This is a genomic window from Amycolatopsis sp. NBC_01286 (assembly GCF_035982555.1).
Classification (GTDB): Bacteria; Actinomycetota; Actinomycetes; order Mycobacteriales; family Pseudonocardiaceae; genus Amycolatopsis.
The window spans coordinates 9,055,374-9,077,943 of sequence record NZ_CP108428.1; the positions used below are offsets into that span (position 1 = coordinate 9,055,374).

Annotated in this window: 25 protein-coding genes and 1 pseudogene; 9 read left to right on the forward strand and 17 right to left on the reverse strand. The window is 71.0% G+C overall.

What is annotated here, in order from left to right:
• Positions 1-5: 5 nt before the first annotated feature.
• The 9 genes and pseudogenes from OG570_RS41420 to OG570_RS41455 all read right to left on the reverse strand — a co-directional run bounded on the left by OG570_RS41420 (position 6) and on the right by OG570_RS41455 (position 8,109).
• On the reverse strand, positions 6-1,385 hold the full coding sequence (locus OG570_RS41420; protein ID WP_326954218.1) for an FAD-dependent oxidoreductase: 1,380 nt from the start codon (positions 1,383-1,385) through the stop codon (positions 6-8).
• Entirely contained in the window at positions 1,382-2,017 is a 636-nt protein-coding gene (locus tag OG570_RS41425) for an aspartate/glutamate racemase family protein (RefSeq protein ID WP_326954219.1), read from the reverse strand. Before OG570_RS41425 ends, OG570_RS41420 begins: the two co-directional genes overlap by 4 nt.
• Entirely contained in the window at positions 2,017-3,366 is a 1,350-nt protein-coding gene (locus OG570_RS41430; RefSeq protein WP_326954220.1) for an MmgE/PrpD family protein, read from the reverse strand. Before OG570_RS41430 ends, OG570_RS41425 begins: the two co-directional genes overlap by 1 nt.
• Positions 3,363-4,064: an ABC transporter ATP-binding protein gene (locus OG570_RS41435; RefSeq protein ID WP_326954221.1), complete on the reverse strand. Its 702-nt coding sequence runs from the start codon at positions 4,062-4,064 to the stop codon at positions 3,363-3,365. The genes OG570_RS41430 and OG570_RS41435 overlap by 4 nt, the downstream gene beginning before the upstream one ends.
• A complete protein-coding gene (locus tag OG570_RS48490; RefSeq protein WP_442788351.1) occupies positions 4,051-4,197 on the reverse strand; it encodes a hypothetical protein in 147 nt (48 codons plus the stop codon). Before OG570_RS48490 ends, OG570_RS41435 begins: the two co-directional genes overlap by 14 nt.
• A 111-nt stretch (positions 4,198-4,308) precedes the next feature.
• Positions 4,309-4,785: pseudogene (locus OG570_RS48495) on the reverse strand (ABC transporter ATP-binding protein); the annotation flags it as partial.
• The gene (locus tag OG570_RS41445) at positions 4,782-5,858 is read right to left on the reverse strand and encodes a branched-chain amino acid ABC transporter permease (RefSeq protein WP_326954223.1); all 1,077 of its coding nucleotides are present in this window, start codon (positions 5,856-5,858) and stop codon (positions 4,782-4,784) included. The gene OG570_RS41445 and the pseudogene OG570_RS48495, both read right to left, overlap by 4 nt.
• Positions 5,855-6,868: a branched-chain amino acid ABC transporter permease gene (locus tag OG570_RS41450; RefSeq protein ID WP_326954224.1), complete on the reverse strand. Its 1,014-nt coding sequence runs from the start codon at positions 6,866-6,868 to the stop codon at positions 5,855-5,857. Before OG570_RS41450 ends, OG570_RS41445 begins: the two co-directional genes overlap by 4 nt.
• Positions 6,865-8,109: an ABC transporter substrate-binding protein gene (locus tag OG570_RS41455; RefSeq protein ID WP_326954225.1), complete on the reverse strand. Its 1,245-nt coding sequence runs from the start codon at positions 8,107-8,109 to the stop codon at positions 6,865-6,867. The genes OG570_RS41450 and OG570_RS41455 overlap by 4 nt, the downstream gene beginning before the upstream one ends.
• A 246-nt stretch (positions 8,110-8,355) precedes the next feature.
• Between OG570_RS41455 and OG570_RS41460 the strand changes: the two genes are divergently transcribed.
• The 4 genes from OG570_RS41460 to OG570_RS41475 are packed head-to-tail and all read left to right on the forward strand — an operon-like array spanning position 8,356 to position 12,576.
• A complete protein-coding gene (locus OG570_RS41460; protein ID WP_326954226.1) occupies positions 8,356-9,543 on the forward strand; it encodes a CaiB/BaiF CoA transferase family protein in 1,188 nt (395 codons plus the stop codon).
• Positions 9,540-10,358, forward strand: a complete 819-nt coding sequence (locus OG570_RS41465) for an HpcH/HpaI aldolase/citrate lyase family protein (RefSeq protein WP_326954227.1) — start codon at positions 9,540-9,542, stop codon at positions 10,356-10,358. The genes OG570_RS41460 and OG570_RS41465 overlap by 4 nt, the downstream gene beginning before the upstream one ends.
• A complete protein-coding gene (locus tag OG570_RS41470; RefSeq protein WP_326954228.1) occupies positions 10,355-11,176 on the forward strand; it encodes a cyclase family protein in 822 nt (273 codons plus the stop codon). Before OG570_RS41465 ends, OG570_RS41470 begins: the two co-directional genes overlap by 4 nt.
• A complete protein-coding gene (locus OG570_RS41475; RefSeq protein WP_326954229.1) occupies positions 11,173-12,576 on the forward strand; it encodes an MmgE/PrpD family protein in 1,404 nt (467 codons plus the stop codon). Before OG570_RS41470 ends, OG570_RS41475 begins: the two co-directional genes overlap by 4 nt.
• 171 nt (positions 12,577-12,747) lie before the next feature.
• Here OG570_RS41475 and OG570_RS41480 read toward each other — a convergent pair whose 3' ends face one another.
• Complete coding sequence (locus OG570_RS41480) at positions 12,748-14,529, reverse strand: AIPR family protein (RefSeq protein ID WP_326954230.1); 1,782 nt, start codon at positions 14,527-14,529, stop codon at positions 12,748-12,750.
• A 156-nt stretch (positions 14,530-14,685) separates the two neighbouring features.
• Positions 14,686-15,708: an LLM class flavin-dependent oxidoreductase gene (locus OG570_RS41485; protein ID WP_326954231.1), complete on the reverse strand. Its 1,023-nt coding sequence runs from the start codon at positions 15,706-15,708 to the stop codon at positions 14,686-14,688.
• A gap of 54 nt (positions 15,709-15,762) precedes the next feature.
• Between OG570_RS41485 and OG570_RS41490 the strand changes: the two genes are divergently transcribed.
• Complete coding sequence (locus tag OG570_RS41490; RefSeq protein WP_326954232.1) at positions 15,763-16,155, forward strand: nuclear transport factor 2 family protein; 393 nt, start codon at positions 15,763-15,765, stop codon at positions 16,153-16,155.
• Here the strand turns inward: OG570_RS41490 and OG570_RS41495 are convergent.
• Positions 16,108-16,728 carry a helix-turn-helix domain-containing protein gene (locus OG570_RS41495; RefSeq protein WP_326954233.1) on the reverse strand — a complete coding sequence of 207 codons (621 nt, stop codon included), beginning with the start codon at positions 16,726-16,728 and terminating at the stop codon, positions 16,108-16,110. The two genes, OG570_RS41490 and OG570_RS41495, sit on opposite strands and share 48 nt — an antisense overlap.
• A gap of 67 nt (positions 16,729-16,795) precedes the next feature.
• Here OG570_RS41495 and OG570_RS41500 point away from each other — a divergent pair, with 67 nt between their 5' ends.
• The 3 genes from OG570_RS41500 to OG570_RS41510 all read left to right on the forward strand — a co-directional run bounded on the left by OG570_RS41500 (position 16,796) and on the right by OG570_RS41510 (position 19,261).
• Positions 16,796-17,365: a class I SAM-dependent methyltransferase gene (locus OG570_RS41500; RefSeq protein WP_326954234.1), complete on the forward strand. Its 570-nt coding sequence runs from the start codon at positions 16,796-16,798 to the stop codon at positions 17,363-17,365.
• Positions 17,362-17,820: a DinB family protein gene (locus OG570_RS41505; RefSeq protein WP_326954235.1), complete on the forward strand. Its 459-nt coding sequence runs from the start codon at positions 17,362-17,364 to the stop codon at positions 17,818-17,820. Before OG570_RS41500 ends, OG570_RS41505 begins: the two co-directional genes overlap by 4 nt.
• 64 nt (positions 17,821-17,884) lie before the next feature.
• A complete protein-coding gene (locus OG570_RS41510) occupies positions 17,885-19,261 on the forward strand; it encodes an alpha/beta hydrolase (RefSeq protein WP_326954236.1) in 1,377 nt (458 codons plus the stop codon).
• A 4-nt stretch (positions 19,262-19,265) separates the two neighbouring features.
• On the opposite strand, the gene OG570_RS41515 is transcribed toward OG570_RS41510, so the two are convergent.
• A complete protein-coding gene (locus OG570_RS41515; RefSeq protein WP_326954237.1) occupies positions 19,266-19,631 on the reverse strand; it encodes a MerR family transcriptional regulator in 366 nt (121 codons plus the stop codon).
• A gap of 101 nt (positions 19,632-19,732) precedes the next feature.
• Between OG570_RS41515 and OG570_RS41520 the strand changes: the two genes are divergently transcribed.
• Positions 19,733-20,830: an NADH:flavin oxidoreductase gene (locus OG570_RS41520; RefSeq protein WP_326948458.1), complete on the forward strand. Its 1,098-nt coding sequence runs from the start codon at positions 19,733-19,735 to the stop codon at positions 20,828-20,830.
• Here OG570_RS41520 and OG570_RS41525 read toward each other — a convergent pair.
• From OG570_RS41525 to OG570_RS41540, 4 genes are all read right to left on the reverse strand, one after another.
• Entirely contained in the window at positions 20,827-20,997 is a 171-nt protein-coding gene (locus OG570_RS41525; protein WP_326954238.1) for a hypothetical protein, read from the reverse strand. The genes OG570_RS41520 and OG570_RS41525 overlap by 4 nt on opposite strands.
• A gap of 73 nt (positions 20,998-21,070) precedes the next feature.
• Entirely contained in the window at positions 21,071-21,241 is a 171-nt protein-coding gene (locus tag OG570_RS41530; RefSeq protein WP_326954239.1) for a hypothetical protein, read from the reverse strand.
• Positions 21,242-21,267: 26 nt separating this feature from the next.
• Positions 21,268-21,483 carry a hypothetical protein gene (locus tag OG570_RS41535; RefSeq protein ID WP_326954240.1) on the reverse strand — a complete coding sequence of 72 codons (216 nt, stop codon included), beginning with the start codon at positions 21,481-21,483 and terminating at the stop codon, positions 21,268-21,270.
• Between the two features lie 197 nt (positions 21,484-21,680).
• Positions 21,681-22,520, reverse strand: a complete 840-nt coding sequence (locus OG570_RS41540; RefSeq protein ID WP_326954241.1) for an LLM class F420-dependent oxidoreductase — start codon at positions 22,518-22,520, stop codon at positions 21,681-21,683.
• Positions 22,521-22,570: the final 50 nt, after the last annotated feature.

Consider the following 22,570-nt stretch of genomic DNA (forward strand, 5'->3'; position numbering starts at 1 on the left):
TCTCCTCAGCTTGCGGGGTCGGGGGTGCGGCGCCGGGCGACGTCGCCAGCGGCCAGGTAGGCCAGGCCGAACGCGGGCAGCAGGCCGTTGCCCGGCAGGTAGCCGGCGGCGCCGTGGCCGGAGATGCTCGCCGCGGCGCCACCGGCGGCGTACAGCCCGGGGATCGGGCGGTCCTGGGGGTCGACGACGTTGGCGTGCTCGTCGACCAGCAGCCCACCCTGGGTGTGGAACAGCGCGGGCACGACGCGCACCGCGGCGTACCGGCCCGACAGCGGACGTTCCCAGTTCGTGCGGCCGTGCTCGTCGTCGCGTTCGCCGCGGGCGATCGCGGCCGCGGTGGCGAGTTCCTCGGTCAGCGCGTCCGGTGGCAGGCCGGTTGCTTCGGCCAAGCCGGCGACGTCGTCGGCCCAGACCAGCGCGCCGGAGGCGACCGTGTCCCGGAAGTCCTGGAACGGCTGGCACTGCTCGAAGATCGTCTCGTCGAGCACGATCCAGCCGGTCGAGCCGGGACGCGCGGCCAGCTCGGCGGCGTACTCGGAGTAGCCGCGGGTTTCGTTGCCGAAGCGGCGGCCTTCGAGGTCGACCAGGACCGCGCCGTGGATGATCGTCGCCCAGCCGACGAGCGTCCCGGCGTTGGCCGCGACGGCGCCGTGGCCCTGGTACGCGTCGAGGAACCCGGTGGCGGCGCCCAGTTTCCCGCCGATGCGCAACGCGTCGCCGAGCGACTGGTCACTCCCCTGGTACAACGCCCCCGCGATCTCCGGCAGGTGCCGTTCGACGAGGTCCGCGTCGGCGCCGAAGCCGTTGGTGGCCAGCAGGACCGCCCGGGTCGGGATCTCCTCCTCGGTCCCGTCCGGGTACCGGACGACGACCGCGCGGACACCGTCCACATCGGACAGGACGTCGGCCAGCCGGGCGGGCGCGAGCAGTTCGACGTTCTCGTGCTCGGTCACGCGCCGGGCGAGGTGGTCGATGACGCCGGAGCCGTGCCGGCCCGGGATCGAGTGGCAGCGGGGCACGGCGTGGCCGGGGTAGTTGAAGTCCGTGACCAGCGACAACGGCAGCCCGGCGGAGTCCGCGAGCCACTCGACCAGCGGCGCGCTCACCTCGGCCAGCGTCCGGGCCAGCCGTGGGTCGGCCTGCCCGTGCGTCTTGGCCATGATGTCGGCGACGAACTTCTCGGGTGAGTCGTCCACGCCCTCCGACGCCTGCCAGCGGGAGCCGGCGCCGGGGAACATCGCCGTGGACATCGAGGTGTTGTTGCCCCGCCGGAAGTGCTCACTCGCCTCGACCACGAGGACGGAGAGCCCGAGTTCGGCCGCGCGCAGGGCCCCGGCGAGCCCGCCGCCCGCACCGGCGACGACGAGGTCGGGTCCGTCGGTCACGGCTGCTCCTCGACGGCCAGCAGCCGCATCGCCAGCGCCGTCGGGTCGACGATCCGCGCGGGCAGGCCGGCGGGTTCGACGTCGACGGCCGAGCAGCCGTTGATCACCGCCGTCGCCCCCAGTTCCGCCAGTTCGCGCACGGCGGTGCCGAGCGCGGCGTTCCAGGTCTCGGTCTCGGCAATGGCGGAGAACGGCAGGTCCAGCACGCGGATCCCGGCGAGGTACTCGGTCAGCCGGTAGGCGGCGATGCGCTTCGAAAACTCTTCGGCGATCGCCTCGTTGCGCACGACCGCGCCGAACCGCACGCCCTTCGCGGCGAGGTAGGTGGCCGACAGCTTGAGCAGGCCGTGCACCGGCAACGCGGGTTCGGCAACGGCGTCGGGCACCGCCGGGTCCAGCACGCAGTCCGGGAAGGCCAGGTCCCAGCCGTCACCGGCGGCCGCGAGCACGGCGGCGACGGCGTTCTCCGAGACGCGCATGGACGCGTCCGTGTCCAGGGTCTTCGGGGCCGCCGGGCCGACGTCCCGCAGCTCGATCTCCAGGCCCGGCGGCGCGAGCCGGTCGTAGCGCTCCTGCCGCCGCCGGATCTCCTCGGGCGGCAGGTGGATGGGCGTCACCGCGAGGGCACGCATCAGCTCAGCTCCTTCTCGTCGGTCCCGGCCAGCTCGCGCAACGCCGCGCCGACGCGGGGCAGGCCGGGCAGGGCGTGGCCCAGCGCCGCGGCCTGTTCCACGACGTGCGCGGGCAGCCAGGACTCGAGCAGACCGGCCAGGTCGGGCTCGGTCAGCGGGTGGTGGTCGGCGTCGCCGACCGGGTTGGGCACCTCGCGGGTCAGCGAGGCGCCGTCGTCGAAGGCGATGGTCACGCGGGCGGCGCGCTCGTCCGGCAGGCGCGCGGTGAGGTCGGCCGCCTCGACCAGGCGTACGCGGCTCGCCAGGGCCAGCACGTCGGCGTCGTCCAGCGGGCTGGTCGGCCCGACCTCGCCGGTCAGTGCGGCGGTCGCGACCACGAACGGCGTCGAGAACATCGCCGAGAGCCGGTTGGACCAGTCCACATCGGACAGTCCGGCGCCCAGGACGTGGGTCTCCACCAAGACGTGCGTGATCCCGTCGGCCCGGAACGCCGGGTGCGCGCGCAGTTCGAGCACGGCGTCGGCGGCGGGGTGGGTGAAGGAGCACGACGCGTGCCGCTTGAAGTAACCAAGCGAGATGTCCCAGTGGGTGCCGAGGTCCGCGGTCAGCTCGGCCGGCTCGAACTCGCCCAGCACCGTACCGAGGGAGAGCGCGGCCGTGCCGGTGGTGCGGGCCATCCCGGCCACCGCCATCCGGGCGGCGGCGAGCCCGGACGTCGCCGAGGCGCCCAGCCACGCGTTGCGCACCGGGTTGCCCTGCGTCGCCGAGTCGAAGTGCCCGGCGATGCCCATCCCGGCCGCGGTGTCGATCGCGGCCGCCACCGCGCCGGGCGGGAGGCCCAGCAGCCGGGCACAGCCCGCCGCCGCGCCGGGCACGCCCCAGCTGCCGTGCGGGTGCGCGCCCGCGCGCAACGTGGTCGCGCGGCCGAACCGGGCGGCGACCTCGTACGCGGCCAGCAGCGCCGCCGCCGTGTCCGGGCCCGTGCTGTCCAGTTCGGCCGCCAGCGCCAGGACGGCCGGGAAGCCGTGGGCGGCGGGGTGGCCCTTGGCGTACTTGTGGCCCTCGTCCAGTTCCAGCGAGACGAGCGCCACGGCGTTGAGCCAGGCCGCCGCGTCCGTCGTCACCAGCCGGCCGCCGCCGATCAGCGGCGCCGGACCGGGAGGCGCGTTCCAGGCGTCGGCCAGCGCCCGCTGTTCCGGCAGAGAAGCACCCAATGCGGTGACGCCGACGACGTCGAGCAGGACGAGGGAAAGCCGGTCCAGCACCGCGGCCGGGACGCTCGTGACGTCCAGTTCGGACACCCACGCGCCGAGGTCCGCGGTGGCGGAAGCCGCTCGTTCACGGTTCACAGTCCCAGGTACGCCTTCCTGACGCGGTTGTCGCCGGCGAGCGCGGCGCCGGTGCCTTCCAGCACGGTCGACCCGCTTTCCAGCACGTACGCCCGGTCCGCGATGGCCAAGGCCTGCTTCGCGTTCTGCTCGACCAGCAGCACCGCCACCCCGCTGTCCCGGATGCGCTGGACCGCTTCCAGCACCGTCCAGGTCAGTTTCGGCGAAAGCCCGGTCGACGGCTCGTCGAGCATCAGCAGCCGCGGCCCGGCCATCAGCGCGCGGCCGATGGCGAGCATCTGCTGCTGCCCGCCGCTGAACGTCTGCGCGGTCTGCGTCCGGCGCTCGGCGAGCACCGGGAACAGCTCGTAGACCTCGGCCAGCGACGTCGCGGCCTGCGCGGGCGTGCGGGTCCACGCGCCCATCCGCAGGTTCTCCTCGACGGTCAGCGTGCCGAACAGCGCCCGGTCCTCTGGCACGTGCACCAGGCCGTCACGCACCAGCTGGTCCGGGCGGCGACCGGCGGTCGGCGTGCCGTCGAGCGTGATGGTGCCCGACAACGGCTTGAGCTGGCCGCAGATGCTCCGCAGCGTCGTGGTCTTGCCGGCGCCGTTCGCGCCGACGAGCGCGACGATCTCGCCGGCGTCGAGGCGCAGGTCGACGTCGTGCAGAATCCGCATCCGGCCGTACCCGGCGCACACCTTCTCAAGCGTCAGCACGGGTCGGCTCCTCACCCAGGTAGGCGTCGATGACGCGCGGGTCGCTGGTGACCTCGGCGGGCGAGCCGACGGCCAGCACACGGCCCTGGTCGAGCACGAGCACCCGGTCGGCCAGCCGCATCACCGCGGCCATGATGTGCTCGATGAACACCAGCGTGACGCCCTCCTGCTCGCGCAGGCCGGCGAGCAGGTCGAGCACCGGCTCGCGTTCCGCGGGGACCAGCCCGGCGAGCACCTCGTCGAGCAGCAGCACCTTCGGCCGGGTCGCCAGCGCACGGGCCAGTTCGAGGCGCTTGAGCCCGGCGGTCGGCAGGTCGGTCGCGGCGCGGTGGGCCCACGGCCCGAGGCCGACGCGCTCGACGACGTCCAGGGAGTGCTCCCGCAACGCCTTGGCGCTCAGCCGGTGGTGCTGCGCGGCCAGGCTGACGTTCTCCAGCACCGTCATGCTCGCGAACGGCCGCATCAGCTGGAAGGTGCGGACCATCCCGGCGCGGGCGATCCGGTCGGGCGCGCGGCCGGTGACGTCGTCGCCCGCCAGCCGCACCCGGCCGGTGTCCGGCGGCAGCGCCCCGGAGATCACGTTGAACAGCGTGGTCTTGCCCGCGCCGTTGGGCCCGATGACGCCGAGGATCTCGCCTTCGGCCACCTCGACGTCCACATCGGACAGTGCGTGCACGCCGCGGAACGCCTTGCCGACACCGGTCACTTCGACGATGCTCATCGTCGCCACCTCGCAGCGAGAGTTCCGACGATCCCCTTGGGCAGCAGCCGCACGATGAGGATCACGAGCACGGCGTACAGCACGACGTCCAGGCCGCTGCGGCCCTGCAGGAAGTCCAGGAAGCCCGGTGGGGTGCGCAGCAGCGTCGCCGTGACGTCGGTGAGCGAGCCGATGATGATCGCGCCGACCACCGGGCCCCACACCGTGCCGATGCCGCCGATGACGACGGGCACGATCGCCTGGATCGAGATGGCCGAGCCGAACCCGAGATCGGGGTTCACGAACAGGTAGTACTGCGTGTAGAACGCGCCCGCCACGGCGGTGATCGCGGCCGACAGCGCGACCGTCATCAGCTTGTGCCGCAGCACCGGGGCGCCGAGGGACGCGGCGGCCAGTTCGTCGTCGCGGATCGCCGTGACGTACCGGCCGGCCCGGGAGTGCAGGAAGCCGATGCTGATCGCGACCGCCGCCCCGGCCAGGAAGAGCGCCACCCAGAAGTACGCGGGCGAGTCGGCCGGGAACTGGATCTGCCACAGCGACGAGCCCTGGATCAGCGGCACGCTGTAGCCGACGGACTTGTTGGCGAACGCGCTGCTCGTGACGATCAGCCGCAACATCTCCGCGAACGCGAAGGTGGCCAGCGCGAAGTACGCGCCCTGAAGCTTGTAGCGGAAGGAGAAGTAGCCGATGACCACCGCGACCGCGGCGGCCACCGCCATCCCGGCCAGCATCCCGATCCACGGCGACACGTTGTGCTTCACCAGCAGGTACGCGCTGGTGTAGGCACCGAGGCCGAAGTAGGCGGCGTGCCCGAAGCTGAACATCCCGCCGAAGCCGCTCATGATGTTCCAGCCGACGGCCATCAGCAGGAAGATCAGGATCCGCACGGCGACCGCGCCCTGGGCGGCGGGCAGGATCAGCGGCAGCGGGATCGCGACCACCACGAGGATGGCGAGGATCGCGAACTGCCGGTTCTGCGGCCGCAACGGCGGTGCTTTGACGACGTCCGCGTTGCTCGGCGGGGCGATCGTGATCGTGCCGACAGCGGATGATTCGCTTGCAAGCTCGCTCATGCGCGCCTCCCGAACAGGCCCTGCGGGCGGAGGAACAGCACCAGCACGAAGACCACGAACACGCCGAGCAGGGAACTCTGGCCACCGAGGTAGATCGTCGTGAGCTGCTCGACCAGCCCGATCAGCAGGCCGCCGACGAGCGCGCCCGCGACGTTGCCCATGCCGCCGAGCACCACGACGACGAACGCGGTGATGTTGAACTGGTCCCCCAGCGTCGGCGTCACCGTGACGAGCGGGCCGGCGAGCACCGCCGCGGCACCCGCGCACGCCGTGCCGATCGCGAAGGTCAGCGTGTGCATCCGGCGGACGTTGATGCCGACCAGTGCCGCGCCCGGAGCGTTCGCGGCGACCGCGCGGATCGCCGTGCCCAGCCGGGTGCGCCGCAGCAGCCAGTACAGCAGCCCGCCGAGCACGACGGCACCGAGGAACGCGTACAGCCGCGAGCCCGCGACCACCGCGCCCAGCAGCGAAAACTGGAAGTCTCCGGGCAGCGTGATGGTCTTGGGCTCGGCGCCGAAGAACATCTGCAGCCCGTTCTCCAGCAGCAGCGACAGGCCGAGCGTGATGAGCAGCTGGTTCTCCAGCGACCGGCCGCCCGCCCCGGACAGCAGCCCGCGGTGCACGGCCGCGCCGAGCAGGAACAGCACCGGGACGGCCACGACGATCGTGAGGTACGGGTGCAACCCGGTCGCCTGCACCATGCCGAAGGAGATGAACATCGCGACCGCGAGGAACGCGCCGTGGGCGAAGTTCACGATGTCGAGCACGCCGAAGATCAGCGTCAGCCCCATCGCGATCAGGCCGTAGAGCCCGCCGGTCAGGATGCCGGTGACCACCGACTGCCAGACGACCAGGCCGCTGCCGGACTGCAGCAGCGCGACGACGACCGCGAGCACGAGGATCACGGCGACGATGCCGGCGCGGCGGAGGAAACCCTTGTCCACCTGGGATTTCCGGTCGAGAGGTGCGGTTTCGGGGACGACGGGCGCCCCGGTGTCGAGTTCGGTCATGGGCGCCACGCCACCCTGTAGTCGGGCCGGGATTCGGCTTTTTCGGGGGGATAGACCTGCTGGACGCGCCCGTCCCGGACCTGCATCAGCACCGGGAAGGCGTTGCGGTTGTCGCCGTTGGGGGCGAACTGGATCGGCCCGCGACCGACGGTCAGCGGCGACACCTGGGCGGCGGCGATCGCGTCCCGGACCTTCTCCGGGTCGGTGCTGCCGGCCTGCTCGACACCGTGCGCGATCACCTGGACCGCGTCGTAGGACAGGACCGCGCCGGTGCGCATCGGGTCGCCGTACTGCTTCTGGTACTTCTCGCGCAGCGCGACGGTCTCCGGGTTGGTCGCGTCGTAGTGGTAGTTGGTGCTGAAGTAGAGGTTGCCGAGCGCGGCCGCGTCGGTGACGAACTTCGGCTGGTCGTACGCGCCGTTCGAGACGCCCCAGACCGCGTTGAGGTCCGGCTTCACCGAGGCGATCGCCTTGGCCGCCAGCAGGCTGTCGCGGTAGTAGCCGGCGACGGCCAGCACGTCCGCGCCGGACGCCTTGACCTGGGTGATCTGCGCGGTCAGGTCGCTGACGGTGGTGGCGTCGTAACTGATGTTCGGCCCGACGCCGATGCCGAGCTGCTTCGCGGCCGCGGTGAAGGCGTCGGCCGCGCCGGTGCCGAAGTCGCTCTGCTCGTGCAGGAACGCGACCTTGCGGACGGGCTTCCCGGCCTGCTCCGAAACCGCTTTCAGGTACTGCGCGGCGGCGGTCGCGATCGCGTTGCTGCCCGGCTGGACGCGGAACGAGTACTGGTAACCGTGGGCGAAGATCGCGTCGGAGGCGGTCACGTCCATCACGAACGGCACCCGGTTGCGTTCGGCCACGACGGCGACGTTGGTGCTCACGGCGCTCTGGTAGGTGCCGACCAGGCTCACCGCACCGGCCGAGATCAGCCGCTGCGCCTCGCTCTGGCCGATGTCGGCCTTGCCCTGGGTGTCGCCGGTGACCAGCTCGACCTTGCGGCCGCCGAGCGACTTGATGCCGCCGGCGGCGTTGATCGCGTCGACCGCCAGCTGCGCGCCGCGGCGCATCTGCAGGCCGTCGACCGCGTTCGAGCCGCTGACCGGGTGCAGCGCGCCGATCTTCACCGGGCCCTCGTCCCGCCCCGCGGCCGCGCCGCCGGCCCCCATCGGCGCCGAGCCCCCGCACCCGGTCGCGAGCAGGGCGCACGCGCCGAGCGCCGCGACGAGTTTTCGTGCGGACATGTCACCTCTTCCCGCTGGAAGGGCTGTCGTTCCGCTAAGCGAAACGCCAGATTTGTTGTCGGTCATCGTGACACCCGGCCCGACGTCTGGTCAACATCTGCGCATAACTTGACGTACGCGCGTGATCAGTGCGAACTTGGGGAACACGGAGAGACGTCACCACGAAACACGACGTTCACAGTTGTTCCCCCCGGCGAAACGGGCACACACTCCCGGGCCGCCGGACGAGAAAGGCAGGTACGCCCCATGACGGGCGCTTTGTCAGGGATCCGGGTGCTCGACACCGCCACCCTGTTCGCCGGCCCGCTGGCCGCGACGCTGCTGGGCGACTTCGGCGCCGAGGTGATCAAGATCGAGCACCCGAAGGGCGACCCGGTCCGCAGCCACGGCGCGCAGCGTGACGGCGTCGGCCTCTGGTGGAAGATGCTCGGCCGCGGCAAGAAGGCGATCACGCTCTACCTCGGCTCCCCCGAGGGCCAGGAGATCTTCAAGAAGCTGGTGGCCGACGCCGACGTCGTCGTGGAGAACTTCCGCCCGGGCACGCTGGAGCGCTGGGGGCTGGGCTACGACGTCCTGCGCGAGATCAACCCCGGCCTGGTGCTCACGCGCGTGACCGGGTTCGGCCAGATCGGCCCGTACGCGAAGCGCCCCGGCTTCGGCACGCTCGCCGAGGCGATGAGCGGATTCGCCGCGATCACCGGCGAGCCCGACGGCCCGCCGACGCTGCCGCCGTTCGGCCTCGCCGACGGGATCGCCGCGCTGACCACCGCCTACGCCGTGCTGACGGCGCTGCGGGCGCGCGACCAGACCGGCCGCGGCCAGGTCGTCGACCTCGCCATCATCGAGCCCATCCTCACCCTGCTCGGGCCGCAGATCATCGCCTACGACCAGCTCGGCACGCTGCAGCCGCGCACCGGCAACCGGTCCACGAACAACGCGCCGCGCAACACCTACCGCACCCGCGACGGCAGCTGGGTCGCCATCTCCACCAGCGCCCAGTCCATCGCCGAACGCGTGATGCGGCTGGTCGGGCGCCCGGAGCTGATCGACGAGCCGTGGTTCGCGTCCGGCTCGGAGCGCGCGCAGCACGCCGACCTGCTCGACGACGCCGTCGGCTCGTGGATCGCCGACCGCGACCGCGACGACGTCGTCAAGGCGTTCGAGGAGGCCCAGGCCGCCGTCGCGCCGATCTACACCGCCGCCGACGTGATGGCCGACCCGCAGTTCGCCGCGCTGAACAGCATCGCCACCGTCGAGGACGACGAGCTGGGGCCGGTGAAGATGCAGAACGTGCTGTTCCGGCTGTCGGAGACGCCCGGGCACCTCACCTCGGCCGGGGCGCCGCTCGGCGCGCACACCGCCGAGGTCCTCGGCCGCTACGGCGTCGGCGAGCCGGAACTGGCCGCGCTGCGCGAAAAAGGCGTCATCAAGTGATCCGCAGCTGGCTCTACGTCCCGGGTGACCGGCCGGACCGGATCACGAAGGCCCTGGCCGGCCCGGCGGACGCCGTCATCGTCGACCTCGAGGACGCCGTCGCCGTGGCCGCGAAGGACGACGCCCGGCGGAACACACTGGCCGCGTTGGGCGACGGCGCGACCGCGTTCGTCCGGATCAACGCGCCGGGCACCCCGGCCGGTGAGGCCGACATCGCGGCGCTGGCACCACTGGCCCCGGCCGGGGTGCGGGTGCCCAAGTGCGAGGACCCGGGCGAGCTGCGCCGCGTCGCCGACGCGCTCGGCGTGCCGGTGTACCCGGTGCTGGAATCGGCGCTGGGCGTGGAGAACGCGCTGGTCATCGCCACCGCGCACCCGCTCGTCGCCGGGATCTCCCTCGGCGAGGCCGACCTCGCCGCGGACCTGCGCGTCGCCGGCGGGGACGCACTGACCTGGCCGCGGTCCCGGGTGGTCGTCGCCGCGCGGGCGGCCGGGCTGCCGAGCCCGGTGCAGAGCGTCTGGACCGCCGTGCGCGACCTCGACGGCCTGCGCACGAGCACCGAAGGCGGGCGGCGAGCCGGGTTCTTCGGCCGCTCGGTGATCCACCCCGCCCAGATTCCCGTGGTGCACGAGGCTTTCGCGCCCGATCCGGCCGAGACGGCGTGGGCGAGCGAGCTGCTCGACCGGCTCTCGGAGGCCGGGACGGCCGCCTGGATCGACCACAACGGACAGTTCGTCGACGCCGCGATCGTGGCGCGCGCCCGGTGGGTGCTCGCGCTCGCGGAGGCGGAAGAAAAGGAAGGCCAGCACTCATGACACGACCCCAGGATCCGCTGCTGTCGGCGATCGCCGGCGGGGTCCGGCTGATCGAGCTCGGGCAGCCGTTCTTCACCGGCATGCCCTGCTCGCCGAACCACCCCGGGTTCCGGATGACGCTGATCCGCCGCCACGGCGACATGCGCCGCCCGGACGGCGGGTCGGCCGCCAACGAGATCATCGTGACCGGCGGGCACGTCGGCACCCACATCGACGCGCTCTCGCACGTCAGCCACGACGGCAAGCTCCACGGCGACGTCGACGCAGCCGTTGCCCAGCAGGGCGGCGTGTTCCGCACGCACGGCGCGGAAAACCTGCCCGGCCTGCTGCGGCGCGCGGTGCTGCTGGACGTCGCCGCGGTGCACGACGTCCCGACGCTGGAGCCGGGGTACGGCGTCACGGCCGAGGACCTGGACGCGGCGGCGAAGCGCGCCGGAACCGAGCCGGGCGCGGGCGACGTCGCGCTGATCCGCACCGGCTGGGCGCGGAACTTCGACGACGCGACGACGTACATGGGCAAGGAGACCGGCGTTCCCGGCGCGACGACGTCGGCGGCGGAGTGGCTGGCGGCGCGCGGCGTCGTCGCGACCGGTGCGGACACGACCGCCTACGAGCAGATCCCGGCCGGGGCCGGGCACGCCGTGCTGCCGGTGCACCGGATCCTGCTCGTCGAGTCGGGCATCTTCATCCTGGAGCACCTGAACCTGGAGGCCGTCGCGGCCGAAAGCCTGCACGAGTTCGTGTTCGTGCTGGCGCCGCTGCGGATCGTCGGCGGCACCGGCTCCCCCGTGCGTCCCCTCGCGGCGGTGACGGCGTGAGCGCGACGATCGTCCAGCGGCTGGCCGCGTTCGCGACGTCGGTGCGGGCCAAGGGCCTGCCGCCGGAGCTGCGGGACGACGCCGCGCGGCGCGTCCTCGACGTCCTCGGCAACAGCCTGGCCGCGACGTCGGAGCGGCCCGCGGCCGCCGTCGGCGCGCTGGTCCGGGAGTGGGGCGGCACCGGCCGGGCGACGGCGATCGGCACCGGCGACCGGCTGCCGGAACCGAGCGCGGCGCTGCTGAACGGCACCCTCGCGCACTCGCTCGACTTCGACGACACGCACCTGCCGTCGGTGCTGCACCCATCGGCGACGGTGGTGCCGGCCGCACTGGCCGTCGCGGAGTCACGCGGGGCGACCGGGGCCCAGCTGCTCGACGCGATCGGCGTCGGCGTCGAGATCACCGTCCGGCTCGGGATGGCGGGCTACGACGAGGAACTGGGCAACTCCGTGTTCTTCGAACGCGGCCTGCACGCGACGGCGATCTGCGGCGCCCTCGGCGCGGCGGCGGCCGCGGCGATGCTGTCCGATGTGGACTCCGAAGGGATCGCGGACGCCATCGGCATCGCGGCCAGCATGGGCTCGGGCCTGCTGGAGGCGAACCGCACGGGCGGCACGGTGAAGCGGATCCACTGCGGCTGGGCGGCCCACGCCGCGGTGACGGCAGCGGGCTTGGCGCGTCACGGCATCACCGGCCCGCCGACCGTCCTCGAAGGCCGGTTCGGCCTGCTGCAGGCGTTCTGCGGCGATCAGTCCGATGTGGACGCGATCGTCGACGACCTCGGCGAGCGCTGGGAGCTGCCGGGGATCTTCTTCAAGCCGTACCCCTGCAACCACTTCACGCACGCGGGCATCGACGCGGCCCGGCGGCTGCGTTCTCTGGGTGTCGACCCGGCCGAGATCGTCGCTCTGGAGCTGGGCGCGCCGACGTCGGTGCTGCGCACGATCGCCGAGCCGCGCGCGGACAAGATCCGCCCGAAGTCGGGGTACCACGCGGCGTTCTCGGGCCCGTACACGGTCGCGGCGGGCCTCCTGGGCGGCGGCGGGCTGGGCGTCTTCCACGACGACTTCACCGACGAGGCCGCGGCGGACCCGGCACGCCTGGCCCTGGCGGCGAAGGTGGAGTGCGTCCCGGACGCGAGGTGCGACGAGATCTTCCCCCACCAGTTCCCGGCGGTCCTCCGGGTACGCCTGCGCGACGGCCGTGAACTGGAGGAGCGGGTCGACGCCAACCGCGGCGGCCCGCAAAACCCGCTGTCGGCGGAAGAGCTGGCAACGAAGTTCCGCCTGAACGCGGCCCGAGTGCTCCCCCTAGACATCAGCACGCGCGTCACCGAGCTGACGTACGGCCTGGCGGAGCTGGCCGACCTCGGCGAACTGACCGCACTCCTGCGCACCTGACGGTCGTGAGTGTTCAGGGCGGTTCTAACCGCCCTAAACACTCACGACGGGTCGGGGTCAGCGCCAGCCGAGCGCCGGGGCCACGTGGGTCAGGATGCTTTCCAGCACGTGGGCGTTGCACTGCTCACTAAGCAGCAGCAACACCTTTCTCTCCAACCTACCCGGCGGCAGTTAGTTCTTGTTAAGCGTCTTCACCTTCTGCAAGAGAGCTTCTTGGCTCTTCCTGCTCCGCACGTCGTCTTTCCGGAGGCTCCGACCTTCGGAGAGCACGGTCCGGAACAGATCGGCCGCAAGCTCCGCAGCCAATGCAATCGCGCCTTCGATCTCATCAGAAAACTTCTTCTCGACCACTCGAAAGCTAAGCCTCTTCGGCCTCGCCAGCCTACTGGCCACAGCATCGATGTCTCCCGCCTCAAATAGCGGAATAAGTTCCGGGTTTACGAGCGCCGAAGCCATCATCGAAAGATGATACTTGGCAGCCTTCAACGTCGTCGACTCCGGAGTTCGAGCAAAGTACCTATCAATACGATAGATGATCCATGCTGCATAATAGTAGGTCTCTTCAGGACGCTCCCCCCATACAAATGCGTCCTCAACCTCAAGATCCTTCGGCGATCCGATAGCACGTGACGACTCCCCGAAAAGCGTAGCCGCGACAGCGCGATTCAATTCAGGCGTTGTCACCACACGCGTTCGAGCGAATTCAAGTGCCGCACCACGATTCTGACGTTCATAACGCAGCCCGTCCGCGCCCGATTGAGCAAAGTACTCTTCGACATTCTTCGCCACCTGCGAGCTGGCCTGTATATCCGAAGACCCGATCGCGGTCTGAAGGTTAGTCGCAATCGAAACGCTCGTTCGAACACCCGAATCGTTCGAACTCACAATCTTGACTGGAACCCACAGATCCAACATCAACTGAGGGGATTTCTTCACCTCTTCAGTTTCAGCCCACCGAATAAGCTGATGGCTCGTCTGCCCGCCATTGACAATCTGATAGCCCGAGATGAAAAATCTGTCCCCGAGTCCACGGAGTTCGGTCGCAATGATCGTCAGACCGTTGTTCAAAAAGGGAAAGTGCTCACGCTCTGCCGACCGTAGAGTCCCCATAATTCGACTATTGACTGAGTTTTGAGCACCGAGATCGAGGCGAACGTTGTCGTCGAATATGCCAGAACGGACATCGCCGGAGTCATCCTTGAGAAGTTTCAAGAGTTCACTTGCGGACACCAACCCTATATAAGCTTCGCTCACCCTGTCCGTTGCCGGGATTGTTTGACGCTTCTCGAAGTTGAATTGAACGTTCTGAGGCCCGTGGCGTTCCTTTTGTTTGGCGGCGAGCTCCTCGTACCCATGAGTGCGGAGCTTGAAATCTTCAGAGTAGGCCCCGATCTCTCGAATACGCCCTATCGCCTCCGTGACCTGAAGTTCAGCTTGCGCACTCTTGCCGTCGTTGGAACTGGTCGTGACATAGTAAAGCTCGCACGGAATTCGACTATCCTGAAACTTGTCACCACTCTCGGCGATTCGGTCAATCAGGATTGCCACGTCCACCAATCGCGGAGGAAGTTTTAAACTCTTGGGCTTCATCGCATACTTTGTCACAGCCTCGACGCCGTGCAGGAACTTCGCGATCAGCTTCGAATCATATGACTCACTCGTCTTCGCTTGGATGAAGATCACTTTCGCGGAGTTCGCCCCCTGCTCCGCGATGAGCTCGTCGATCTCTTCCGGCTCAAAGACGATCCTGCCGTTGACAACTACCGCGGCGATGTCGATACCCTCATCGCTACCACCGCCGAGAACTGAACGCTCAATCAGTTCCACGTCGTCGCCCACGTACTGGAACAGGTAGTTTGCCGCGACATATCGTTCGAACTGCTCAGCCTCGGTTCCGCCGAAGCCGAAGTTTCGCGAGAACTTCACGACGCGCTTGCTTGTGAGGGTGTGCATCTACTCTCTTCCTCAAAGGCCGGCGGGGAAGCGGTTCAGCTCGAACCACTCGGCAGGGCCAAGGTGCACCCGACCTTGACCCTACCGTGACCGCAACCCTTTAGAGGCACATCAATCGATGAACGCCACCGGCGCCGTCCAACCTGCAGCGCGTGATCAGCGCCAGCCGAGCGCCGGGGCCACGTGGTTCAGGATGCTTTCCAGCACGTGGACGTTGTAGTCGACGCCGAGCTGGTTCGGGATGGTCAGCAGCAGCGTGTCCGCGGCCTGGACGGCTTCGTCCTCCTTCAGCTCGCGGATCAGCTCGTCCGGCTCCGCGGCGTACGAGCGGCCGAAGATCGCGCGGGTGTTCTCGTCGATCATGCCCACCTGGTCGCGGGAGTTCCTGTCACGGCCGAAGTAGGCGCGGTCCAGGTCGTTCGTCAGCGCGAAGATGCTCCGGCTGACCGACACCCGCGGCTCCCGCGCGTGGCCGGCTTTCTTCCACGCCTCGCGGTAGACCTCGATCTGCTTGCGCTGCTGGACGTGCAGCGGCTCGCCCGTCTCGTCGTCCTTCAGCGTGGAGCTCTGCAGGTTCATGCCCAGCTTCGCGGCCCAGACGGCCGTCGCGTTCGAGCTCGAACCCCACCAGATGCGCTCGCGCAGGCCCTCGGAGTGCGGCTCGAGCCGCAGCAGGCCCGGCGGGTTGGCGAACATCGGGCGCGGGTTCGGCTGGGCGAACCCCTCGCCTTCGAGCAGCTTGAGGAAGACCTCGACGCGCTCCCGGGCCATGTCGGCTTCGGTCTCGCCCTCGGCCGGGGAGTACCCGAAGTAGCGCCAGCCCTCGATCACCTGCTCGGGGGATCCCCGGCTCACGCCGAGCTGGAGCCGGCCGCGCGAGATGAGGTCGGCGGCGCCGGCGTCCTCGACCATGTACAGCGGGTTCTCGTAGCGCATGTCGATCACGCCGGTGCCGATCTCGATCTTCGACGTCCGCGCGCCGATCGCCGAGAGCAGCGGGAACGGGCTGCCCGCCTGCCGCGCGAAGTGGTGCACGCGGAAGTACGCGCCGTCGACGCCCAGCTCCTCGGCCGCGACCGCCAGGTCGATCGACTGGTGCAGGAAGTCGGCGGCGGACCGGGTCTCGGAGTGCGCGCTCGCCGACCAGTGGCCGAACGAGAGGAAACCAATCTTCTTCACGCAGGTCCAAGCGTCCGGGGGCCCGGTTTGATTCCCCCGGGTAACCTGCGTCGCATGACTCGTGATGACGAGACCCGCGCCCGGATCGAGGAGCACTGGACGGCCTCCGAGCGCGGGGACGTCGACACCGAGCACGCGATCTACGCCGTCGACGCGATCCTCGACTACCCCCAGTCCGGCGAACGCTTCCGGGGCCGCGCCAAGATCCAGGCGCAACGCGGCGGCCACCCCGCCGAACGGCACTTCACCATCGGCCGGATCTCCGGCGGCGGCGACTTCTGGGTCAGCGAGTGCGTGATCACCTACGACGGCGCGGCCACCCATTCGGTGAGCGTCATGGAGTTCACCGGCGGGTTCGTGACGCACGAGACGCAGTACTTCGCCGACCCGTTCCCGGCGTCACCCGCCCGGGCCGAGCTGGCCGAGCCCATCCCGGGCCGCGGCTGACGTCCGGGCCCGGACGTGGGCCCGTTCGCCCTGCGGTCCGAACAGGACGAGGGTCTCGACGGCCCGGCCGTCGGCCGAGCCGAGCCAGTGCGGCAGCCCCGTGTCGAACTCGGCGGCCTCGCCGGCGGGCAGGACCAGGTCGCGGTCGCCGAGCACCAGCCGCAGCCGGCCGTCGAGGACGTAGACCCACTCGTAGCCGCCGTGCGTCTGCGGCGTCGGCTCGGCGGGTTCGCCGCGAGCCGGGATGAGCATCTTGAACGCCTGCAGTCCGCCGGCCCGGCGGGTCAGCGGCACGAACGTCATGCCGTGGCGGCGGATCGGCCGCAGGTGGATCCGCGGGTCGCCGGTGCGGGGCGCGCCGACCAGGTCGTCCAGCGGGACGCCGTAGGTGCGGGCCAGCGGCAGGAGCAGCTCCAGGGTGGGCCGGCGGCCGCCGCTTTCCAGCCGGGACAACGTGCTTTCCGAGATCCCGGTCGCCGCCGTCAGGTCGGCCAGGGTGAACCCGCGTTGCCGGCGCAGCACGCGCAGCCGCGGGCCGACCGCGTCCAGGACCTCGTCGTCGATGTCGGCCATGATCGCCATCTTGCCGGAACGGCAAGTTTTCGTGCTCCCGGCGGCACCGCCGGGTGACGGTGGCGGCATGAACGTACGTTTCTGGGACGACCACTACCGGACCCCGCAGGCGGACCGGGTGAACCCGCTGCTCGCCGAGGTCGCCGGCTCGCTGCCCACCGGTGACGCGCTCGACCTGGGCTGCGGCGCCGGCGGCGACACGCTCTGGCTGGCCCGCCGGGGGTGGCGGGTGACGGCCGTCGACCTGTCCGGCGTCGCCGTCGAATCCCTGCGGGACCGGGCCGAGGGCCTGCTCGTGACGGCGGTGCGCGTCGACCTGGCCAAAGCGTTCCCCGAAGGCACTTTCGACCTCGTTTCCGCGCAGTACCTGCACACGCCGTTCCCGCTGCCGCGTGAGCGGGTGCTGCGCCGGGCCGCCGAGGCACTGCGGCCCGGCGGGCGGCTGCTGGTCGTCGACCACGGGTCCGCCGCGCCGTGGTCGTGGAGCCGTGAGGCGGGCGTCCGGACCACGCTCGACCTCGACCCGGCGCGGTGGTCGGTCGAGCGCGCGGACAGTCCCGAGCGCCTGGCGACCGGGCCCGCCGGCGAGACCGCGACCGTCACCGACCACGTGCTGCTCGTCCGGCGGACGCGATGACGCGCGACGCCGGGCCACCGGCCACCGGGGCCGCGGAAGTGCAGGTGCTGGTGGGTTTCCTCGACTACCTGCGCGCCGCGGTGGCCGCCAAGGCCGAGGGCGTGCCCGAACCGCAGGTCCGCTCCCCCGGCGTCGCGTCGGGCACGAACCTGCTCGGCCTGGTCAAGCACCTCACGCACGTCGAGGCCCACTGGCTGCTCGGCCTCGCCGTCACCGACTGGCCGGCGACCTTCCGGCCGAAGCCGGCCGAAACCGCCGAGGAGATCCTCGCCGCCTACCGCGCGACCACGGCGCGGGCGAACGCGGTGATCGCCGGCTGGGACGACCTCGGTGCGCCGGGGCCACGCCGCGCGTCCCGGCGCTGGACGTTGACCCATCTGGTCGAAGAGACCGGCCGCCACGCCGGGCACGCCGACATCCTGCGCGAGCTCGCCGACGGCACGACCGGCCGCTGAGCCTTGTGGTCCGGACCACACCACCCCTACGGTCGGAAACTCACCGGCAACTCTGGAGGGTCCCGTGCGGGTGTTCGGCGCAGTCCTGATGGTGAGCGCGCTCCTGCTGTCCGGGGCCGCCGCGGCGGACGCGAGCCCGTCGCCGATCACCTGGGGCGCCTGCCCCGACGACCCGGACAGCCCGGCGCCACCGGACGGCGAGTGCGGCACGCTACGGGTGCCGCTCGACTGGAACCGGCCCCACGGCCCGTCGATCGACCTGGCGGTGGCCCGGCACCGGGCCACCGATCCGGCGCACCGGATCGGCGTGCTGCTGGCCGACGCCGGCGGTCCCGGCTCGTCGGGCGCGGAGTTCGCGCTGGCCACGAGCTACTTCAGCCCCGAGGTCCGGGCCCGATTCGACACCGTGGGCCTCGACCTGCGGGGCACCGGGCGCAGCGCGTTCATCCGGTGTGACGACACGGGCACCCCGCCGAGCGACGAGCCCGCGAACCGGGCGGAGTTCGCCGCCCTGCGCCAGTACAGCAGGCAGGCGGTCGCGGACTGCCGCGCCGCCAACCTGCCGGTCTTCGACCACGCCGACACCTCCGTCAACGCCCAGGACCTGGACGCCCTCCGCCGCGCCCTCGGCGAGGACAAGATCAGCTTCCACGGCATCTCCTACGGCACGCTGCTCGGCCAGCAGTACGCCGAGAAGTACGGCGAGCACGTCCGCGCCCTGGTGCTGGACAGCTCCATCGACCACAGCGTCGACCTCCGGCACTTCGTGGGCGACCGCGCCACCGCCGCGGACGAGCTGTTCGGGCAGTTCACCGCGTGGTGCGACCGGACGGAAACCTGCGCCCTGCACGGCCAGGACGTCCGGGCGACCTGGGAACGGGCCTTCGCCAATGCCGGGACGCCGTTGCGCGACGGGGTGTTCTCGGACATGTACGGCCCGAACTGGGACGACGCGGCGCAGCTGATCGCCGACGCGGCCGCCGGCCGGCCGGCGATGACGACCCAGTTCGAGTACAACTACCGGTCGATCCGGCCGGCCGTGGTCTGCCAGGACTTCGACCTCCGGATCCGGGACTTCGCGCAGTACTCGGCGGTGCGCGCCGAAGAGCTGCGCCGGGGGCCGATCATGCGCGGCAGCCCCCTGGGCCACGAAGAGGCGACCGCGTGCCTCGGCGTCACCGGCCCGCCCGCGAACCCGCCGCACCGGCTGGACATCACGCGGGCGCCCCAGGTCCTGCTGCTGAACGCCCGCTACGACCCGGCGACGCCGTACGCCTGGGCGCGCAACATCCACCGCCAGGCTCCGGCGAACACCACACTGGTGACCTACGAGGGCTCGGGCCACGGCGTCTACCCGCGCAACGCCTGCACGCGGTCGGTGACGGACGACTACCTGCTGACGCTGAAGACGCCGCGGCACGACGTCAGCTGCCCGGCCTGATCGGTCACTCCGGGCGGCAGGCGTGGTCGCACGGCGCCTCGGCGTTCGCGATGACGGTGTCGAGCCTGTCCCGGGCCCGCGCCAGCTCGGTCAGCTGCCGGTCGATGCGCTCCCGTTCGGCGACGAGCATGGCGAGCGCCTCGGGCGTCGTCTTCCCGGTCTCGACGCACGGCAGGATCGTGAGGATCGACTTGCTGGACAGCCCCGCGGCGTAGAACTGCTGGATCAGCCAGACCAGGTCGGCCCCGCGGTCGGAGTAGTGGCGGTGGCCGCCGGAGCTGCGTTCCGGCACGAGCAGGCCCTGCTCCTCGTAGTACCGCAAGGCCCGGACGCTCACGCCCGCCTTCGCGGCCAGTTCCCCGATCCGCATCGCCGCTCCCTCCCGGAGTGATCTGCCGCACTCGACGTTGAATCTCACGTCCACGTGAGGTTCTAGCGTAACAGGGAACCTCACGAAGGAGAGCGATTCCTGTGACGCACACCCTGTCCCGCCCGCTCGTGCTCGGCGACCTCACCGTCCCGAACCGCGTCGCGATGGCGCCGATGACCCGCGCGCAGTCACCCGGCGGCGTACCGACCGAGCAGCTCGCCGCCTACTACGCCCGGCGCGCGGCCGGCGGCACCGGGCTGATCATCACCGAAGCCAGCTACGTCGGGCACCCGTCGTCCGGCGAGCACGACCAGGTGTCACGCCTCTACGGCGACGCGGCCCTGGCCGGCTGGACCCGGGTCGTCGACGCCGTCCACCAGGCCGGCGGCGTGATCTTCCCGCAGCTCCAGCACGTCGGGATGACCCGCAAGGGGGCCGCGGTGCCGCACCCGGACGCGCCCGCGATCGGCCCGTCCGGTGTGCCCGTGTCCGGGGACGGCAGCCCCGGCGAGCCGGGCCGGACGATGACGCAGGGCGACATCGACGACGTCGTCCGGGCGTTCGCCGAGGCCGCCGTCACCGCCGAGCGGCTCGGCTTCGACGGCGTCGAGCTGCACGGCGCCCACGGCTACCTGATCGACCAGTTCCTCTGGGCGGGCACCAACCACCGCACCGACGCCTACGGCGGCGACCTGCGCGCCCGGACCCGGTTCGCCGCCGAGGTCGTCGGCGAGATCCGCCGCGCGGTGTCCCCCGGTTTCCCGATCGTCGTGCGGCTGTCCCAGTGGAAGATGAACGACTTCACCGCCCGGATCGCCGAGAGCCCCGAGGAGTTCGGCGTCATCCTCGGCGCGCTGGCCGACGCGGGAGCGGACGCCTTCCACGCGTCGACCCGCCGCTACTGGCAACCGGCCTTCGACGGCTCGGACCTCAACCTCGCGGGCTGGGCCAAGAAGCTGACCGGCAAACCGGCCATCACCGTCGGCTCGATCGGCCTGGACACCGAGTTCACGTCGAGCGCCTCGGCGTCCGCAACCGGCATCAAGGACGTCCTGCACCGCTTGGAGGCCGACGAGTTCGACATGATCGCCGTCGGCCGCCCATTGCTGGGGGACCCGGAGTGGGCGACGAAGATCGTGACCGGCCGCGAGGAGGCCATCACGCCGTTTTCACCCGCGGCGCTGGGCGTGCTGCACTAGCCGACAGGCGCCCCGATGGTGGTGAAGGTGCTGAGCGTGCCAAGGCCGTCCTTCCGGCCGCGGTGGCCGGTGAGCGCTTGGTTGCGCGCGTCCGGGTTCGGTGCCGCCGAGGTGATCATCGGCGGGCCGATCGGGTCCTCGGTCTCCGTGACGGTGTTCTCGTGCATGACGTTCTCCCCTTCGAAGTGACCTTCGGGAACGCCTCGGGCACGGACGACCCGCTGCGTCGAGCGTGCGGCGCTAGTCGGCGCGCAGGCTGATGGTGGGCAAGGTGGTGAGCGTGCCGAGCCCGTCGTTGCGGGTCCGCCAACCGGCGAGCGCCTGGTTGCGGGCGTCCGGGTTCGGCACCACCGGGCCGATCACCGGCGGGCCGATCGGGTCCTCGGTCTCCGAGAACGTGTTCTCGTGCATGGCGTCTCGCCTTTCTCGGCCGATGCTCAGTCGGTGCGCACGCTGATGGTGGTGGTTTGGATGAGCGTGCCGAGGCCGTCCTTCCGGCCGCGGTGGCCGGTGAGCGCTTGGTTGCGCGCGTCCGGGTTCGGCGCCGCCGAGTTGATCATCGGCGGGCCGATCGGGTCTTCGAACTCCGGGACCGTGTTCTCGTGCATGACGTCCTGCCCTTCCGGGGTCGCGATCAGGAACGTCTCGCACACGCCGACGGGCCGCGGGCGGTTGAGCCGCGCAGCAAGGCCTCACCCGGATGGCGTAAACGCGGGTCGGCGCGCCGAGGGGGAGGGAGCGCGCCGACCCGCGGGCACGACGCTACCGAGTACCGGCGCCGTCCGCGCGCTGTTCGGCCAATTTCGTGGTCCGGAGCCGCTTCGGCTCCTTGTTCGGGAAGTGGATCAGGTCAGCGCAGCGGCTCGAGCGCCTTCGCCAGCGGCTCGAGCACGGCCGGGGTGTGCGGCGGCGGCAGGTAGACGATCGCCAGGTCGAGGCCGGCTTCACCGAGGGCTTCGGCTTCGGCGGCGACCTTGGCGTAGTCGCCGTCCGGGCCGAGCCGGACGTGCGAGGACAGCGTGATCTCGCCCGGGTCGCGGCCGATGTCCGCGCAGTGGCGGTGCAGCACCTCGCGCTTGTGGGCGAACTCCTCGGGCGTGCCGCCGACGAAGTTCCAGTGCTGGGCGTACTTCGCGGCGGTGCGCAGGGTGCGCTTCTCGCCGCTGCCGCCGATGCAGATGGGCGGGTGCGGCCGCTGGACGCCCTTCGGCTCGTTGCGCGCGTCGGTCAGCTGGTAGTACTGCCCCTGGAACGTCGTGGTCTCCTGGGTCAGCAGCCCGACGAGCACCTCGCAGCCCTCCTCGAACCGGTCGCTGCGCTCCTTGACCGTGCCGAGCTCCATGCCGTACGCGCCGGACTCCTCCTCGTTCCAGCCCGCGCCGATGCCGATCTCCAGCCGGCCGCCGGAGACGATGTCGAGCGTCGCGGCCATGTTCGCGAGCAGCGCGGGGTGGCGGTAGTGGATCCCGCTGACCAGCGTGCCCAGCCGCAGCCGCTTCGTGGCCTGCGCGAGCGCGGTGAGCGTGACCCAGCCTTCCAGGCACGGACCGGTCGAATCGGAGAAAATGGGATAGAAGTGATCGAACGTCCAGCCGGACTCGAACAGCTCGATCTCATCGGCGGCCTGCCACACGGCGAGCATGTCCGCCCAGACGGTGTCCTGGGGCGAGGTCTTGATGGCGAATCGCATGATCACGAGCGTAACCCTGGAGTTCCTCCAGGACGGGTCATCGCGGGCGG

Bases quoted from the DNA above. Each gene is read 5' to 3' on its own strand.
- OG570_RS41425 (WP_326954219.1), bottom strand. From the start codon at position 2,017: ATGCGTGCCCTCGCGGTGACGCCCATCCACCTGCCGCCCGAGGAGATC.
- OG570_RS41515 (WP_326954237.1), bottom strand. From the start codon at position 19,631: ATGCGGATCGGGGAACTGGCCGCGAAGGCGGGCGTGAGCGTCCGGGCC.
- OG570_RS41530 (WP_326954239.1), bottom strand. From the start codon at position 21,241: ATGCACGAGAACACGTTCTCGGAGACCGAGGACCCGATCGGCCCGCCG.
- OG570_RS41460 (WP_326954226.1), top strand. From the start codon at position 8,356: ATGACGGGCGCTTTGTCAGGGATCCGGGTGCTCGACACCGCCACCCTG.
- OG570_RS41470 (WP_326954228.1), top strand. From the start codon at position 10,355: ATGACACGACCCCAGGATCCGCTGCTGTCGGCGATCGCCGGCGGGGTC.
- OG570_RS41500 (WP_326954234.1), top strand. From the start codon at position 16,796: ATGAACGTACGTTTCTGGGACGACCACTACCGGACCCCGCAGGCGGAC.
- OG570_RS41490 (WP_326954232.1), top strand. From the start codon at position 15,763: ATGACTCGTGATGACGAGACCCGCGCCCGGATCGAGGAGCACTGGACG.
- OG570_RS41540 (WP_326954241.1), bottom strand. From the start codon at position 22,520: ATGCGATTCGCCATCAAGACCTCGCCCCAGGACACCGTCTGGGCGGAC.
- OG570_RS41445 (WP_326954223.1), bottom strand. From the start codon at position 5,858: ATGAGCGAGCTTGCAAGCGAATCATCCGCTGTCGGCACGATCACGATC.
- OG570_RS41505 (WP_326954235.1), top strand. From the start codon at position 17,362: ATGACGCGCGACGCCGGGCCACCGGCCACCGGGGCCGCGGAAGTGCAG.
- OG570_RS41495 (WP_326954233.1), bottom strand. From the start codon at position 16,728: ATGGCCGACATCGACGACGAGGTCCTGGACGCGGTCGGCCCGCGGCTG.
- OG570_RS41455 (WP_326954225.1), bottom strand. From the start codon at position 8,109: ATGTCCGCACGAAAACTCGTCGCGGCGCTCGGCGCGTGCGCCCTGCTC.
- OG570_RS41525 (WP_326954238.1), bottom strand. From the start codon at position 20,997: ATGCACGAGAACACCGTCACGGAGACCGAGGACCCGATCGGCCCGCCG.
- OG570_RS41480 (WP_326954230.1), bottom strand. From the start codon at position 14,529: ATGCACACCCTCACAAGCAAGCGCGTCGTGAAGTTCTCGCGAAACTTC.
- OG570_RS48490 (WP_442788351.1), bottom strand. From the start codon at position 4,197: ATGGCCGCGGTGATGCGGCTGGCCGACCGGGTGCTCGTGCTCGACCAG.
- OG570_RS41450 (WP_326954224.1), bottom strand. From the start codon at position 6,868: ATGACCGAACTCGACACCGGGGCGCCCGTCGTCCCCGAAACCGCACCT.